The following is a 17,921-nucleotide window of genomic DNA, read 5'->3' on the forward strand; positions in this document are numbered from 1 at the left end:
ACCAAGCACTGTGCTAATGGCATCAGCCATTTGTTTACTGTCAAAAGCTTTGCGTTTTAAAACTTTTTCAGCATCTACAAAATAGTAGTCGGTTTCATTGTTTTTTACCCGCTTGCCGTACCAAAACTGTTTATTATTTGGTTGCCAGTTGGGTTTAATATTATAATTGATTGCCAATTTTTTCAAGGCCGAATCAAGTTTATCAGCATTGATGTATGATCGTAAAACTTCATCATGTGATGGTAGGTATGGCCTAACAGGCTTCTGTTGTGCATAGCTGCCAGTTGCTACAAAAACCAACACAATTAAAAAAAAAAGAATAAAAATACGAGCKAATACAATACATAGGGATTAGGAATTTATATTGATTAAAATTACTTAAAGTGAAAGCTTTGTTTTGCTAATAAATTAACAACTATTAACCACCAATTACCTTTTAATTGTTAATTGTTTACTTGCCGATAATACGTAACAACCTCACACCGCGCGAAGGAATATTAAAGGCTATATTTACCATTGAGGTGCCTTTACCGGCTCTTTATTATAGCTTGCCAAACTACCAGCCTCTAAAAGCTTAACATTATATACAAATGTCCTGATAAAGAAAAGTTATCTTGATAAAACCAGTTTAAAGTTTGAAAATTCGCCATAAGCGCTTTTGGGGCCATAAGTACATTGATACAAGCCAACCTGTACCTCCTTATTTTCCAAATCTAACCGTAAAGCCGGGCTGCCGGGTAGGTCCATCCAGTTAATATTATCTTTGCTGGTACGCACGTAAAACCAATTACCTTTACGCTGTATCTGCAAATATTTATTATAGTTCCAGGCCGACTGTGTGTTAGTTTGCTGCCTGTTTCCCGCAACAAAATTGGTGAACATATTGCCAACATTCCAGGCAGGGAAAATGCCATTTTGTAATAACTGTTCAGCGGATACATTTTTGTCAATCTCAGTCGCGGCACGCACCATTAACCCGGCTTCGTTGTTGCCTGCAACCTTCTTTTCCGCTAAACCACTTACATCGGTTACCTCCACCTCGGCAACAAAATCACCTTTAACCTTCTTGAACAGAAACGGCCCGTAAGGAGCATTACCATCCCAGTTGGTACCCTGCGATTCCAGCCGGAGCGCTTTATTATTAACAGTTGCAATTTTTGCGGCCATTTGTTTTTCGTCCCCACCTATAAACCCATCCCAAACAGAGCCTGTTGTGCCGGATGATAAATAATCCCGAGCTTTTGAAAAATCATCTGTATAAATAGTGAACTGCGATAAGCCGGTGTTAGCATTTGCCGGCAAACTATTGGCCGTTACATTACCAAAGTTATCCCTTATCTTGTAGCTATACCTATATTGCTCATTAGGCTTAAGTCCATAATCAATATAATAGGGATCATCGGTCCATCCGCTTGTTTTTATGGAATCTTTATTGCTTAGCCCGGTAAAATAATATTGCAGCTTACTTACCCTATTTGCCTCATAATAACCGGCCTCCATCTGCACCATTTGCGGCGATACTGCTTTCGGCATCAACCTATAATTTAATACAGCACCCGCAGGCGGATGCAGGTTTTTCAGCCATGCAGCCGTTATTGATTTAACTTCCTGAACATTCAGGCTATGTTTATATACCGTAAAATTGGTAATAGCCCCGGTAAAACTTTTACCACCGGGCTGTGCTATATATAAACTATCTATGCGCTTTATCCCATAAGCTAATACGGCAGCAGACTGTAAATTGCCGTCAAGGTATTCCTTAACCTGTTTACCTTTAACTGTTTTGATTAGCAGGTGCCATTTACCGGCAGAGGCATTGTGTTGTATATTTGCACTATACTTTTGTTTATTACTATCAAATACAATCAGCGCCTTGTTTTTTTGCAATACCGGGGTGTACACATTTACGGCAATACTATAATCACCTGCTAATACCACCGGCGTTTTGTAAACGAGCGATTCTTTACCCGTAAAACTTAACGCAATCCTGCCAGCTACATCTTTCACTTCCGGTTCAGCATTAACAGGTTGAAAAGCACCGCCATTACCTCCATCATTAGGCCAGTTACTTAACTTACCGTAAGGCAATTTGGCAGCGTCCAGGTAAATAGCGACATCGGATTCCTTAACCTTGCCGTATAAGCCTTTAACCGCTGTATCACTTAACGCTATATCATAAACCTGCAGCGAAGCCACAGCGCCCGAAAAATAAGCAGGACCATTATTCTGCGCTCCTATTAAAAAGTTATTTGCACATTGCAGAAACAGCATTTTATTTTCCTGGTTATTAAGCTTACCATCAACAAATACCTTTTCAAAAGTACCATCAAAGGTAATAGCTATATGGTGCCATTTGCCCGCTGCCGGTGCTCCGTTGGAATACGGAAAATCGGCAAAGCCAAGGTGCCGGGCAGCTCCCATATCTTTATTGTTCCCATATCCAAATTCGGTACATGTAAGCTGCTCGCTGCTTTCGGTCCAGGTTAATAATGGGTTCTCATCTTTTAATTGTGATGTGTGCGCCCAAAAGGATACCGTATAGCTGTTATTGCCGGCCAGCGAAAGCGGTACACCAAAAACTGATTTTAATGATTCCCGGCCGCTAAATACAATGGCCTTTTTACCTGCAACGAAATCAACAAACGGTGCTTTTTCAGCAGCTTTAAATACCCCGCCAAGCGCTCCTTTATTTTTCCATTCATTAACTATTGTACCTGGTTGTAATGCATCGGCATCAATATCAATCAACAAACCTTTTTGGCTATACTTAACCTGTGGCACAGCCTGATGGATATTTACAGGTACAGGTTCATGGCCGCCGCCCCCAAATACTTTCAAATTCCATATGGCTTTATATAAGCCCGGATATTCGGTACCAGTGATGGTAAGCCGTATAAATCTTGCTTTCACATCTCCTTCATCAACAGCCGGACTGCCATGCCAATGGTTATTCTTTTTATCAGCAAAGGTTTGCCACTGTTCTCCGTCAAGTGAATATTCTATCAGGTACTGGTAATACCAGGTTGCATATTCAAATTGCGTTAACACCTTTTTAACAGTGGTTACAGCGCCAAGATCTACCTGCAGCCATGCCGGAGCCGTACTATTGTCTTTTGGTTTCCATAAAGTACCGTTATTATCATCTACCGCGAATTCGGGTTTATAATCATCGTTATAGAATGAAGACGCAGTTACCTTTTTTTGGTGGACCAGGTTGGGATAGTCGTTGGTGGTTTTGGCTAATGAGCCAATGCCCGTATGCGTAGGGACCACCTTTTCAATATTACCTTCAGCATCAAAAACAAGTTTATCTGCGCAAACCTGCCGGTGATAGCCACCACCCGAATGTGGGTTGTTATGCCGGTGATAAATGATATAATAATCATCACCCACCTGCAGGACTGAATTATGCCCCGGCCMGTGTACCGAGCCATCTTCACTTGTAGCCAGTATGGGGTTGTTTTTACCATAAGCAAAGCCTTCCATCGGGCTTTTTTTACTGGTGGCATATTGAACCCGATAGGTTCCATCTTCACAAAAGCCCGATGAGTAAAGCAAATAATAGATGCCCTTGCGTTTGAACATGTAAGGTGCCTCAAAAAAATCTTTAGCTGTAGTATTCGGTATCTGCGCGGTTTTCGCAAAAGATCGCATGTCTGGGTTTAAAAGCCCAACACCGCAGCCGTAACCCGGATAAATGCCCCAGGTTCCCCAGGTCATATAAAATTTACCATCATCATCCCTGAATGTTTGCCCATCCAGCGTAATAACACCCGGGACATATAAGTTTGTTAAAACTGGTTTACCATCTGCAAACAAAGGTGTCCAGGGTCCCGTAGGCGTTGAAGCCGACGCGCCATAGATCTCGACCGTTGGCTGGCAATAGTACAGGTAATATTTACCATCGTTGCCTAAGGCTACATCAGGCGCCCAGTAATTGTGTGTGGTTGGCCAATTCATATCCTGCATGGTCCAGTTCACAAAGTCTTTGGAGGTCCATACCTGCGACGGGCCTAAACCTCCGCCATTGCCATCGGTAGTAGCGTATATATAATAAGTATCCCCAAATTTCTTTACCGTTGGATCGGCAAAATATCCCGGAATAACCGGGTTACCGTTGCCCGCGTTGTTTGGGGTTTGTTGTTGGCCAAAAGCAAGCGATTTAAAGAGCAATAAGCACAATAAAAAAAAGCCCCTCAAAGTTGCGTGATACATATGATTTAAGTATTACAGGTTCTATAGTGATTTAAGTATAGCTGTAGTTTTTTAGTGAAAAGCTACAGCTATTCAAACTATAATTTAAGGAGACAATATCGATGTTCTGAAACTCAGATTTACACCGCAAATTAGCCAGTTGTAACACTATTTTGTCTTCCGAGGGCTGAGATAATATGGGGATTTTATGTAAATAAATACTCGTTTCAGATGCAGAACAGACGGAATATTAGCTATTTAATCATCCATTTTGTCATATACGCATAAAAGCTGCTGAATGAATAAAGCTTTTATTAATTTCAGTCATTGTAAACCCGTAGCCTGCTTTAGTTTAATACCAAAATTGTAGTGTATGAAAAGTAATCCTGTTTCTCGCCGGGCATGAAATTAATAAAAACAATAATTATCCTCCTGCTGGTTTGCCCCGCGCAAAGCTACGCCCAGTCTGTTTATGCCGGGCGTTATAAAGCAATATTTACCGAGCCCCCCAAACAAACACCCACCTCAAAAACACCTGATGCACCGCTTGCCGGTAACGGGGATATCGGCCTGACCATGGGCGGCAGGCCCGAAAATTTATGCTTCTTTTTGGGTAAAAACGATTTTTGGCGGGCATACCCTGTGTATCCCGGTGGCGGCATTGCTTTGCCGGGCGGGTTAACTATTGGTATTGATGCGCTAAAAGGCGCTACCTATTATGCCGAGCAAATACAGGACAAGGCCGTTATTAAAGCATCTTTCAAAAAAAACGAGCTCACGGTTACTCTTAATACCTGGGTAGCGGCTGAAAACAATATGATGATAGCCAGTTTTTCGGCCAATAAAACCTGTCGCCTAAAGCTAAATTTATGGCCGGCTAAAGGCAATACGGCTGTTAACCATGCCGGAAAAACCGGCGATGTTGTTTGGGTAAGCCGTTCTTTTGAAAATACCCCTATGCTGGAGTGGCCCTCGCATGTGGTATTGGCCATGAAAGTATTAGGCGCCGAACTAAAAAATGATGGAACGGTTACGCTACTGCCAAATCAAAAAGTAACCATTTCAATTATCATGTATACCAATCATGATCGTAAGGACTGGAAGGATGTAGCTATTAACGAGGCCCGGTTATTAACACCGGGGCAGATAGGGAAAATACAAACCGTACACGAGCAATGGTGGAAAAGCTTTTGGGACCGTTCAAATATAAAAATTGGGGATACGGTGCTTGAAAAATATTATTATGCTTCTCAATACCTGTTTGCCTGCACCACACGAGGGAATAAATTTGCTCCAGGTATATGGGGCCCGTTTATTACCCGCGACTCAACCTCATGGGGTGGCGATTACCACCTGAATTATAATTATGAAGCCCCTTTCTGGGCAGCATACTCATCTAATTACATCGATTTGGTTGATAATTATGACCAGCCCTTGTTGGATTACATGAAGATGGGCAAATTCCATGCACAGGACCTGCTTCATATCAATGGCATCTATTACCCTGTTGGTATCGGGCCAAAAGGATTATGTACCACGCGTTGGCCGCTTACTCCTGATGAAATGGAAAAACGGTATGGTTCGCGGGAAGATACTATTGATCATGGCTATAAGTTCCTGGGACAAAAAATCAATGCGGTTTTTGGTGCAGGCAACATGCTGATGCGTTTTTACAGTACCTATGATGCCAATTATGCCCGGCGGATATATCCTTACCTGTTGCAATGTGCTAACTTTTGGGAAGACTATTTGAAGCTGGAAAATAACCGTTATGTGATCTATAATGATCATTTTGGCGAAGTAATGCCTAACCTTAAAAATAAAGGGCAATGGCGTAACCAACTGGGTGACTTTAACTCCACACTTTCATTAGGTTTGGTGAAAATGCTTTTTAAGGGAATGATGGATGTGAGCAGCTTTTTAAAAATTGATGAAAACCGGCAGGCTAAATGGCAGGATATCCGCAATCGCATCAGCGATTTCCCCCTTGGAGAAACGAATGGCAGAATTGCCCTGAAAAACGCAGAGAAAAGCCCTTCAGCGTGGGTGAACCGTGTGGACGGATTGTCACGCGTGTCCATTCATGGGCTAATATTGCCCGGGGGTGTTGCGGGGCCAATTAGCACGCCAAAGTTTAATAAAATATTGATTAATGATATATCCCATTGGAAAGATAAGGCAGAAAGCCCGGCAGACTGGGGTAATACCCTGGGCAATGGAATAGAAACTTGCTTCCCCGGAGCAGTACGTGCAGGATATAACCCGGATGAGATTTTAAATTATTTTAAAGCACGTATCGCTGCGCAATCATTACCTAACCTGTGGATCACTCAAAGCGGAGGCGGTACTGAAACTCTTGCTGCCGTACCGCTCACCATTAATGAAATGCTGTTGCAAAGTTATGAAGGCATAGTACGGTGTTCCCCAATTGGAACCATACTAAAGACGCAAGTTTTGATAAACTCAGGGCTTTTGGCGCATTTGTGATCAGCAGTAAATTAAAAAACGGAAAAGTGGAAAATGTTAGCCTGCTTAGCGAAAAAGGCAGAAACTGCACCATGGAAAACCCATGGCCGGATCAAAAAGTGCGCCTGATTCGCAACGGAAAAAATGCGGAAATACTTAATGGTAAAACAATTACTTTTAACACAGGCGAAAACGAAAAAATAATTTTGAAAGCAGCCGATTAAATCAGGGCACTATAGTTTGACCTGATAAATAAATACTAACCTGAAACTAACCGAATAATGAAAAGCAAATTCCGTAATAAATTCGCATGGAAACCATTAGAATTATGGGCACCATTGGTCATCCTCCTGTGCTCGGGCATTTTGATATGCTTGCTCCCTTCTTTTAATAATGATAAAGCAGCCCCGAAAATGGAAGAGCCATCAACCATAACTTTAAAAGTTCAACTGGTTGCAGAAAATTTGAATGCCCCTACAGATATGGCCTTCCCGGGTAACGGAGATGTGTGGATTACGGAGCAAACCGGAAAGATCCGGGTAGTTAAAAACGGGAAATTAAGGGAGGCTGCTTTACTTGATCTGCACAGCAAGCTGGTAAATTTAGGCGATAGTTATGAAGAAAGGGGGCTATTGAGCATTGCCCTGCATCCAAAATTTAAAACCAATGGGAAATTCTATGTATTTTACAGCAGGCCGTCCACTCAACAATCAGATCATACTGGCGTTGTAGCCGAGTATAAGCTATCGGCCGGTTCAGGTACGGCTGAGATTAACAGCGGGCGTATTATACTTACTATTGAAGAACCAGAATCAAACCATAACGGCGGCTGTATCAGGTTTGGTCCCGATGGCTATTTATATATCTCATTCGGCGATGGCGGTGGCCAGGGTGACAGACATGGAAAGACTGGTAACGGACAAGAACTGAATACCTGGCTGGCTAAAATATTGCGTGTAGATGTTAATGCCAGGGTTGGATATACAGTGCCTAAAGACAATCCCTTTGTTGGTAGAAGGGACGCAAAACCCGAAATATGGGCCTACGGTTTCCGTAACCCATACCGGTTCTCCTTCGACGGCGCCACGGGCCAAATGTTTGCCGGCGATGTTGGTCAGGACTCTTGGGAAGAAGTGGATATCGTTACCAGGGGTGCTAATTACGGCTGGCGTTTAATGGAAGGAACACATTGCTACAACCCTGTCACAGGATGTGTTATTAAGGGAATTACTATGCCCATAGCCGAATATAGCCATAAAATTGGGGTGAGTGTTATTGGGGGTTATGTTTATAACGGGCAACAAATGCCTGCTTTAAAAAGCAAATATGTGTTTGCCGATTGGGTGGGAAAGGTGTTCTTTTTGAAAAAAGCAGGGAATAAATGGCAAAGGGGAGATATCGCTTTACAAAATCTTCCCTCAAACCTAAAAATAACCGGGTTTGGTGAAGACCCGGCAGGCGAGCTCTATTTTTCAACCAATCCGGATACCGGCCTCGGAAATACCAAAGGTGGGGTTTATAAGATCATCAAAAACTAAATAAAAAAGAGGCATAGCGGCCGACAGGACGGCCGCTATGATTTTGAACAGGGCTTTTAAAAAAGACGGCCGCAACCTACCTGTAATTTATACTATCAAGCCGTTGCCGCTCTTTATGATCTTTACCCGGTACGGTATCAAAGAAGTACGGTAATTACGTCTTGTTTCGGTAATTGGGAAAAGCAGCAATCCGCCTAAAAACAGACCGGGCCGCTGTAAAATTCGGGCCTGAAGCCATCAATACTGATGATAACTACATATTTCGGCTTTTGTGCCAGGGCATGGAGGCTTGTCAGCACAATAATTACCAATGTTTTTAAAACGATTTTCATAGCTGCTTACTTTACAGGAGTATCAAATAAAGGCACGGTAAACTGGCTGTCAGCATCCGTTTCGTTTTCTTTGGCATAAGGCGAAAATGTCCTGACCGACAATTCATTATGCTTAACCGAAAACTTGTACAGGCGCATTAAACCGTTCCCACCGTTAGGCCGGCTTTGATAATCGTTCAGGAAAGCCTTAATTGTATGCCCCTTATAGGTTTCGGTGCGATAACCCTCGCCATTGTCTCCAACATGTCCGCAAAGCATCATAAACAAATTGGGGTTACTTTTCAGGCTTTCATAAATAGCTTTACCCTGCGCGTTAAAAGGTGCCTGCGGCGTGTTGGAACCGGTTACCGGGTTAAAATGCAAAATGGAGTGGCTTACCACAATTGCCTTGCGACTGGTATATTTGGCTAAAACCTGGTTGGCCCAGGAATACATGCCCGCCTGATCCTCATTAAAGGCATCATATTCCAGGAATAATACAATGAAATCAACGCCGCCGGCAGTAAACAGGTCGTAGTGGCTATCGTTATTCTCGCCATAATGACCGCCGTAATAAGGGCGCCCTTCAAAATGCTTTATACCAAAATATTGGTTATACCCGCTGGTGGAACCTTTAATCGGATACTGCGACGGAAACTGATCATGGTTACCAACAGCCAGCCCATAAGGTATGCTTACCGGGTTTTCCAGACCGTAAAGCGCGGTTTTGGCCAGGTACCATTCGGCCCGTGCTGTAACTGGGTTATCGCCATTCTCGGTAACATCGCCCATATGTGCCACATAGGCTATGTTTTCTTTAACCTGGTTCTTTTTTATCCAGTCAATCTGCGCTTTAAACATATCAAAGTTTCCACCAAGCTGTGCCTGGGCCAGGTAGTATTGCGTATCGGGCAGTACGGCAATGGAAAAATCGCCGGGTTTAACCACTGCGTCAGGCCCTGGAGTGTTTAAAACCGTATCCGTTAATGGTAAGTTATTTTTTGATTGTGCATTATAATTCAGTAACAGTAAGCCAAGGCAAAACCTGGCTGCCAATGCATTTCTGTATTTCAGTATCATGAGTTTTTTGTTTAAAGGTTAAACCATATCCCCGCCTGTAGTTATCCGCAGGCGGGGATGGTAAAAGATGATTGATCAATAACCGGGGTTTTGTGTCATTACGCCCGGGTTCAAATCAATTTCAGGCTGTGGTATTGGATATAAGAGCTTGTTAGCCGTTACATTATAAGTATCCGGCGTAAGGTAATTTACCTGTGTTTTAAGCAAGGTGCCAAATGCATTCATCACCTCAACGGCCCGGCCGGTACGTACCAGGTCGTTCCACCGGTGATTTTCAAAGGCTAATTCCACCCGGCGCTCGTGAGCAATGATATCGCGGAGAGACGCCTGGTCGGCAGTAGCGGTTTCAGGTAATCCGGCCCTTGCCCTTACTGTATTTAATGCCGTTAGCGGCGATTTACCTTGTTCGTTTTCTGCTTCGGCCAAAAGCAGCAACGCATCAGAATACCGGTAGATAGGGAAGTTATCGCTTGAGCCTGTAACCGCGATAAGCGGCGGATGTTCATATTTTTTGATATAGGGTACGCCAATTTTGCCTGCGGCAGGTGCATATCCCACCACACTTTTGTTGGCCGAATAAACAAACAGGTCGCTTGCATTATAAGCTCCTTCAACAATTCCTATCGATGCGTCCAGGCGTTTGTCATTTGGCTCATAAGCATTGATCAGGTCTTGCGTGGGTGTATTCCAGCCGCCGGTTGAACTATTGTTGATCGCGATACCCGTAATAACCGATGTATTGGTGCTTCGCGGTATAAAATGGAAAGGCAACGGATTTGGGGTAGTGCCCAAAACGGTTCCTTCCAGAAACTGGATGTCGAATATAGACTCCTTGCTGTTTTTATTTACCGGTGTAAACGCATCCGCATAATTGGCATTCAGCCCGTAGTTCATACCGGCAAGCGTATTCAGCAGGGTTTCGGCATCGGCCCATTTCTTTTGGGTGGCATAAACTTCAGCCAACAGCATCGTTGCCGATCCTTTGGTGGCCTCTCCCGTTTGCGGAAACCTGGCAGGGGCGTTCAGCTCGCTGATCGCGTCCTTCGCGTCGGCAATAATCTGGCTATATATTGCATCAGCCGCTGAACGTGGTAAAAAAGCTTCATCCACCTTGGTCACTTCCTTTAAAAACAAGGGCACACCGCCAAACAGCCGAACCAGTTTAAAATAGTAGAAAGCCCTTAAAAACTTCATCTGTCCATCAATTGGTGATTTGGTTGCCGCATCAAAATCAGCTGCCGCCAGGCGCTGAATCACAATATTGGTTCGCGAAATACCGGTATAACAATGCTGCCAAACAGCGTTCACATAATCATTAGTGGGCGTATTGGTGAAGTTTGAAATACTTTCACGGTATAAATAGGAGGTACCACGATTGCTGGGATATGGTTGATAAATGGTATTATCCGAGCGCATTTCCGATGTAAAATAATCGTTCACCAAAACATCCTGCAATGGTACATATGCCGCGATGGCAGCCTGTTTAAACTGGTCGGGAGTTTTATAGAATGAAGCACTGGTATAGGAATCTTTGGGTGTAAGATCAATAAAGTCCTTTTTACACGAAAGTGCCGTAAGTGCGATAAAAGCAAAAATGATATATATCTTTTTCATAAAATGTTCTTTTAGAGGGTTATTTAAAAGTTGCTGAAACACCAAATGAAAATGTGCGGGGTATAGGATAAGCATTTTCATCAACACCGATACCCTGCGTAGGATCAAGCCCTGCGAAGTTGATCTCGGGGTTCATACCCGAATATTTAGTGAATACAAAAGCCTGCTGTACTGATGCATACACTCTCAGGCTGCGCATTAAGAATTTATCGCCCAGGTTGAAACGGTAACCCAGCGAGATATTTTTTGCAGTGAGGTAAGAGCCGTCTTCAACCCATTGCGAATTAACCTGGCGCCCCATTGCTGTAGTGCCGGTTTTTGTACGGGGATAAACGCCTGAGCCCGGATTTTCGGGCGAGCGCCAGCGGTCCGCAGCGGCTGCAAGCATAACACGCGAACCGTCGAGATTGCTTTGATAGGCCCACTTGGCGGCATTTAGTATTTTACCGCCTACAGAAAAGGCCATATGGATGTTCAGGTCCCAGTTTTTATAAACAAAGTTATTGGTAAGGCCACCTGTAAAAGTTGGTGTTGGATCGCCAATAAAGGTACGGTCGTTCACATCATCAATAACCCCGTCACCGTTAATATCCTTCACCTTAATGGTGCCAACATCTGACGCGCTGCCGTATTTTGCCGAGTTGGCCAGGTCATTGGCATCTTTATATAAGCCTAAAAACACAAAGCCATAAAACTCGCCCAGGTGGTGTCCCTCCTGCTGGCGGAAATAATCAGATGATACGGTATTGTTCCTGCGGATGTAACCCGGATTAACGATATCTTTGATCAGGTTGCGGTCAAAAGAAATATTTAAATTGGTAGTCCATTTAAACTTACCTGTAAGATTGGTAGAGTTAACCGTAAACTCGTGTCCCCACAATTCAATCACACCCACATTATCCAGGATACTGGTAGAACCCGAAGCTTTTGGTATGGGGCGTTGCATAATAAGCCCGTCAGAGATCTTATGGTAATAATCGTAAGTAAAATTCAACCTGTTATTAAAGAAGGAAAGATCGATCCCCAGGTCAAACTGTTTGTTGCGTTCCCAGCGAAGTTCGCTGTTGCCCAAACGATTGATGGCTTGACCTGAAACAGCTGCGCCACCAAATTCATAATAATATTTCCCTATGGTTGCCTGCGCATCGTAGTTACCCAAAAAGAAATTATTACCGGTTACGCCATAACTCGCGCGAATCTTCATCAGGTCAAGAAACCGGAAACGCTCCATGAACTTTTCATCACTTACTACCCAGCCTGCTGACACCGAAGGGAAATTGCCATAACGCTGATTCTCGCCAAAGCGGGAAGAGCCGTCGCGGCGAATGGCGCCTTGCAGCAGGTACCTGCCTTTATAGTTATAGTTAAGACGGGCGATGCTTGACAATAATGAATATGCGCTATAGGAACTACCTCCGGCTGATAAGCTGGTAGCTGCGTTTAAATACGGGATATCATTGCTCGGATAACCTAAACCAGTTAGCGTATTACTGGTGCCGCTATATTTTTGAGCAGAGTAGCCAGCAAGCGCTTCCAGGTTATGATCACCGAAAGATTTGCGATAAACCAGGTTAGCCTCGGCGGTGTAGGATCCATTATCTACTGAACTGCTGGTTCCGGTGGCCTGCCCAATCGTTGAAGTCACCACCCCCGATTGGAAATACTGGCGTGTCTCGCTGCCCTTATCTACCGCCAGGTTGGTTTTAATACTCAAGCCTTTTAAAAACTCATAGTTTAAATAGCCGTTTGCTAATATGCGGGTGGTTTTATAATTATCATTGGTGAGGTTGAACTGGGCCAGCGGGTTAATATAAGCCACCATACCGGGCGAATAGGTATCACGGTTATAAGTACCGTCAGCATTATAAGGAGATTTTAATGGGCTGGCTTCAAAAATTCTTTCAAAGAGGCCGCCGACTCCATCAGTTGTTAAACGGTTGTTGTGATCCAGCCGGTAGCTTGGCGCAAGGTTAAAACCTATTTTCAGTTTATTGTTGCTTAAGGACAGGTCCTGATTGATACGCAGCGAAAACAATTTGGTGCCTGTATTGATCAGAACACCTTGCTGTTCCTGGTAACCGGCTATAACGGTTGATGCTGATTTTTCGCGGGCACTACGGATAGTAACATCATAACTTTGAATAGGCGCGGCGCGGGTAAGCAGTTTATACCAGTTGGTGCCTTCGCCATATTGTTYCGGATTTAAATAATCGGCCGGGGTGGCTGTGGTATAACCAGGCTCATATTTGCGGCTATCCTCAAACTTCTCTTTCATGTACTGCGCAAACCTGCGTGCATCCATCATTTTCGGCACACGCTCGCCCGGTATTTTCTGTACGCCGTAATTAGCATTAAATTCAATCTGTGCATCGCCAGGTTTAGCGTGCTTGGTGGTAATCAGCACTACACCATTTGCAGCACGTGAACCATAAAGCGCAGTAGCCGACGCGTCCTTTAATATACTGAAACTTTCAATCTCGGCAGGGTTCATATTATTGATACTGCCAGTAACAGGGATACCATCTACCACTATCAAAGGCTGGTTGCTGGCATAAAACGAGGCCGCACCCCGGATACGGAACTCCACACCCCGGCCTGGCTGACCGCTGCTTTGCGCGATCTGTACACCTGCTGCCTTTCCCTGCAATTGCTGGGCAAACTGCATCACCGGCATATCCTGGAGCGGAGCCGCGTCTACCTGGGTCAAAGACCCGGTGACTTCTTTGATACGCTGTTTACCGTAGCTTACGGTTACTTCTTTTAACAGCATACCTGGCACCAGGCTGATATTCAATATTGTGGTTTGATTGCCGGTAACATTTACATCGGCGGTTTCCAATCGTTTATATCCTACAAATGAAACGGCCACGGTATAAGCACCTTCCGGAATGGCAATCGTATAACTACCATCATTATTGGTCATCATTCCCGATGTGGTACCCGCAATACTTACAGATGCTCCCGGTAGTGGCTGGCCGTTTTCATCGGTAACCTTGCCGCTTATGCGACCTGTCAGTTGCCTGAAGAGGATAATATTACCGGCCTGTTCTTTAAACCCGATCTCCTGGACTTTGAATAACGCACCAAGGATGTTTTTCAGGCTTTCGTTCCGGTAATTTGCCGGACTGACATGCTTACCGGCCAGGTTTAAGAAAACTTCATCATAAGCAAAAACAACATTGGCCTTTTGCTCCAGCTTTTTAATAGCGGTCGAAAGATCTTCATTTCCCAGGCTGATATCCAGGCGGGTGTTCACCCCCTGTGCGGCTAACTCAGTGGCCCGTGCCGATACCAGGCCGATGGTCATTGATATGGAAATTAGTAAAAATGAGATACGCATAATCTGTCTGCATAACTGTGTATAGAAATTCATATTTTTGATTGCTTTGTAATAGGTCAAATAGTTGCTAAGCATTGCAGGCGGGGYCGGCAAACCTTCACCTGCTGAAATTAAAGCCGGCTCCTGCTGAAACAGGACCGGTTTCTTTTTTAAGGCTAATAAATAATTACGTAAGTACCCTCCTTTCTGAAATGTGCATTGTGTATCGCGCTGATAAGCTTCAGTGCTTCTGCGCTGGGTGTGTTACGTTTAATGCGTAAGGTGAATAAATAATCATGTACCCGTTTGTTGCCCGCCTTTAACGTAAGACCGTACAGGTTTTTAAAAACCAGCGACAGCTCATCAAATTTTACGCGGTTTAAATAAGTATCTCCGTCTTTCCAGCTCTGGCTTTGACTGGCGTCTACTTTTTTCTGCTCAAAGGTGCCGCGATCTGTCAGGTAACTGAGTTCCTGCCCCGGCGTGACGAACGACAGCCGTTTTGTTGCTTTGCTTACCCCCACTTTGCCTGTAACCACCGTGATTTTGACATGAGGCAGGCTATGATAGGCGTTAATATTAAATGAGGTCCCTAAAACCTGCACCTGTAACGGAGCCGTGATAACCCGAAATGGTTTACGGGTGTTATGTTTTACTTCAAAAAAAGCTTCGCCTTCATCTAAATATACCTGGCGTATAGCCTTATCAAAATTGGAAGGGATACGCATCCTGCTTTGTGCGTTTAGCCATATAACGGAGCTGTCTGGCAATGTAACCCGCCTAATCTCTCCGCTACGCGTCCGTAAAGTTGTAAATGTTTCCTGAACGGGAGCCGCTGGCCTAAGCAGGTAAAAAACCAGCACAGATGAACAGCATAACAATAAAACACTTGCAGCAATGCGGTAATTGAACCATACGGGCGGCGCGGACTTGTTTATGCTTTCGCTGATCCTTGCGTGCATGGCATTCCTGACACGCTCACGCTCGTCAGCTGATAAAGACTGCTTTTCGCTTTCGGCCTCGTAGGAATCATACCAGGCTTCAATTATGGCTTTTTCGGTTTCATTGGTGGTACCTTTGAGGTACCGGCCAAGTTGTTTTATAAATTTACGTAGCTCCATGGTGGGTTTTCAACATTAAGTCGTCAAAAAGCCATCAGGGTACTTATAATTTACATCACCATTTTGTTAATTAATTGTAAAGCACAAAAAGTATCAGCGCTAAATATGCTGTACTTTGTTCGGGGTGTTTTTTAGCAATTACAATTCGTAGCCGCCGTAATACTTCAGAGATATAATTTTTTACCGTTTGTTCGGCCAGTCCCAGTTCACTGGCAATTGCTTTTACCGAATGGTTTTCGCTGCGCAACTGGTAAACCTTTTGCAGCATCTCGGGCATGTGTTTAACAGCCTGCTCAAGAGTCCGCTCCAACTCAAGGTATCCCGTATGGTCGTGTATCGAATTTTCAAGCAACTCTACCCGCTGCATCGCATCCTGCAGGCGAACATGAGTAACCTTTTGAGACCTGAAATAACTGATTACGCTTAAACGCACCGCACTTAATAAGTATTGCTCTAAGCTGGTTTGGACAGCTAAAGTATGCCTGCGCTGCCAAAGCTTGATAAAAATTTCCTGCACAAGGTCCTGCGCCTGTGCTTCATCATCAAGCCTGGCCCGGGCTGCCCGGTATGACCGCTCCCAGTAACGTTCAAACAGCAGGTCAAAGGCCGAATGATCGTCTTCCCTGATACGCGAAAGTAAAGTAGTGTCGGCAATTTCCATGACTTGTCCGCGCAAACTTACACTACTAATGTTAACTAAACTTTAAGAAAATGATTACAACATGGCTGTCAAGGCTGTATTTTAATAAACTTGCAATCAAAAGTCACACCATAAAATACCGGCGTTGAACCAGTTAAAAAATTAGTTGATCTGCGATACTAAATGATACACTAAACCATGATTTTCTTCCATTTTCCACGCTTAAACAATATATAAGCTGCTATGGCCAATCCTATTTCGGCGACAGGGATGKAAATAAAAACGCCGGTTGGCCCCATTGAAAAATACTTGGCCAATAAATAAGCAAAGGGTATCTGGAATAACCAAAATGTAAAAACATTAATTTTAGTTGGTGTCCAGGTATCGCCGGCGCCATTAAACGCACTGGTAAAAACCATACCTGCTCCGTAAATAATAAAACCGCCGCTTAAGATTTGTAACGATCGGGTGGCCACTTTTTTAACCTCCTCATCGTCTGTAAAAAAAGAGGCAAACAAATGTCCGCAGGTTAAAAACAATACGCTCACAATGCCTAAAAACACAACAGTATATTTTATAGTTTGAAATACCGATTGCTCTGCCCTATCCAAATGTCCGGCGCCTAAATTTTGCCCAACCAATGTTGCTGCTGCATTGCTCAAACCCCAGGCCGGTAGCAGGAAAAACATCATTAACCTAAGTGACGTTTGGTAACCGGCAGAACCATGATCGCCACCTGTTGTAGCAACCAATTGCGCCAAAAATATCCAGCTGCAACTGGCTATTACAAATTGCAAAATACCGGGCGCCGCAATTTTAATAATCGCTTTGATCTGCTGCCAATCGGGTATAAAATAGCTTATTCGGATTTTTAAAGCATTTTTGCCATTAAATAAATTGTAAACCTGGTAAGTAACACCCAAACCGCGGCCAATACTCGTGGCTATGGCTGCGCCCGTTAATCCAAAAGCCGGGATAGGGCCAAGGCCCCTGATAAAAATGGGGCATAAAATAATATTTGCCATATTAGCAATCCACAAACTACGCATGGCGATGGCGGCGTTACCGGCTCCCCTGAAAATACCATTTATTAAAAACAACAGCACAATGATGATGCTACCGCCCATCATAATGCGAACGAATGGCGTTCCATGATCTGCAGTTTCTGTGGATGCACCCATAATCAAAAGCAGGTCCCTGGCATGTAAAAACCCTAAAATACTGATGGCCAGGTTAATAAATACAGCAATTATAATGGTTTGCATCCCTGCCTTTGATGCGGCTTCAGGATTTTTTTCACCAATGCGGCGTGCAACAACGGCCGTTGCGGCCATACTTAAGCCTATGGCCAATGAATATATTACGGTTAATACAGATTCGGTTAATCCCACTGTTTGAATAGCATGACTGCTGTTGTTTAAATGACCTACAAAATAAAGGTCGACCAGCGCAAAAACAGATTCCATAGCCATTTCCAACATCATGGGGATAGCCAATAAAACAATTGCTCTTTTTATGCTGATAGAGGTTAGGTCAACTTCGTGCCCCTTTATTGCTTGCTTTAAAACCGAGAAAAAAGAAGATACCTTACCCCTTGCAGTAACTGATTGTAACATAAATATAAGCTTGTATTGTTTT

11 protein-coding genes and 1 pseudogene are annotated in these 17,921 nt (G+C 43.9%); 3 read left to right on the plus strand and 9 right to left on the minus strand.

What is annotated here, in order from left to right:
- Nucleotides 1-303 (minus strand): annotated as a pseudogene (locus AC1DPZ_RS04600) (S9 family peptidase); the annotation flags it as partial.
- 306 nt (nucleotides 304-609) lie between these two features.
- Nucleotides 610-4,215, minus strand: coding sequence for a family 43 glycosylhydrolase (locus AC1DPZ_RS04605; RefSeq protein ID WP_477401564.1), 3,606 nt, complete (start codon nucleotides 4,213-4,215; stop codon nucleotides 610-612).
- 381 nt (nucleotides 4,216-4,596) lie between these two features.
- Here AC1DPZ_RS04605 and AC1DPZ_RS04610 point away from each other — a divergent pair, with 381 nt between their 5' ends.
- From AC1DPZ_RS04610 to AC1DPZ_RS04620, 3 genes are read left to right on the plus strand one after another with little or no spacing between them, the layout of a single operon-like run.
- The gene (locus AC1DPZ_RS04610) at nucleotides 4,597-6,681 is read left to right on the plus strand and encodes a glycosyl hydrolase family 95 catalytic domain-containing protein (protein ID WP_477401565.1); all 2,085 of its coding nucleotides are present in this window, start codon (nucleotides 4,597-4,599) and stop codon (nucleotides 6,679-6,681) included.
- Between the two features lie 26 nt (nucleotides 6,682-6,707).
- Nucleotides 6,708-6,884, plus strand: a complete 177-nt coding sequence (locus AC1DPZ_RS04615) for a hypothetical protein (protein WP_477401566.1) — start codon at nucleotides 6,708-6,710, stop codon at nucleotides 6,882-6,884.
- 57 nt (nucleotides 6,885-6,941) lie between these two features.
- On the plus strand, nucleotides 6,942-8,198 hold the full coding sequence (locus AC1DPZ_RS04620) for a PQQ-dependent sugar dehydrogenase (RefSeq protein ID WP_477401568.1): 1,257 nt from the start codon (nucleotides 6,942-6,944) through the stop codon (nucleotides 8,196-8,198).
- A gap of 194 nt (nucleotides 8,199-8,392) precedes the next feature.
- Here AC1DPZ_RS04620 and AC1DPZ_RS04625 read toward each other — a convergent pair whose 3' ends face one another.
- From AC1DPZ_RS04625 to AC1DPZ_RS04655, 7 genes are all read right to left on the minus strand, one after another.
- Nucleotides 8,393-8,530, minus strand: coding sequence for a hypothetical protein (locus AC1DPZ_RS04625; protein WP_477401569.1), 138 nt, complete (start codon nucleotides 8,528-8,530; stop codon nucleotides 8,393-8,395).
- A gap of 6 nt (nucleotides 8,531-8,536) precedes the next feature.
- Nucleotides 8,537-9,589: a metallophosphoesterase gene (locus AC1DPZ_RS04630; protein ID WP_477401570.1), complete on the minus strand. Its 1,053-nt coding sequence runs from the start codon at nucleotides 9,587-9,589 to the stop codon at nucleotides 8,537-8,539.
- A gap of 75 nt (nucleotides 9,590-9,664) precedes the next feature.
- Nucleotides 9,665-11,203, minus strand: coding sequence for a RagB/SusD family nutrient uptake outer membrane protein (locus tag AC1DPZ_RS04635; protein ID WP_477401571.1), 1,539 nt, complete (start codon nucleotides 11,201-11,203; stop codon nucleotides 9,665-9,667).
- Between the two features lie 19 nt (nucleotides 11,204-11,222).
- Nucleotides 11,223-14,543 (minus strand): SusC/RagA family TonB-linked outer membrane protein, encoded by a 3,321-nt coding sequence (locus AC1DPZ_RS04640; protein ID WP_477401573.1) that lies wholly within the window; start codon nucleotides 14,541-14,543, stop codon nucleotides 11,223-11,225.
- 155 nt (nucleotides 14,544-14,698) lie between these two features.
- A complete protein-coding gene (locus AC1DPZ_RS04645; protein WP_477401574.1) occupies nucleotides 14,699-15,643 on the minus strand; it encodes a FecR family protein in 945 nt (314 codons plus the stop codon).
- A gap of 70 nt (nucleotides 15,644-15,713) precedes the next feature.
- On the minus strand, nucleotides 15,714-16,304 hold the full coding sequence (locus AC1DPZ_RS04650; protein ID WP_477401575.1) for an RNA polymerase sigma factor: 591 nt from the start codon (nucleotides 16,302-16,304) through the stop codon (nucleotides 15,714-15,716).
- Nucleotides 16,305-16,474: 170 nt separating this feature from the next.
- Complete coding sequence (locus AC1DPZ_RS04655; RefSeq protein WP_477401576.1) at nucleotides 16,475-17,899, minus strand: MATE family efflux transporter; 1,425 nt, start codon at nucleotides 17,897-17,899, stop codon at nucleotides 16,475-16,477.
- Nucleotides 17,900-17,921: the final 22 nt, after the last annotated feature.

This window comes from Mucilaginibacter sp. P4_G9 (genome assembly GCF_056400985.1).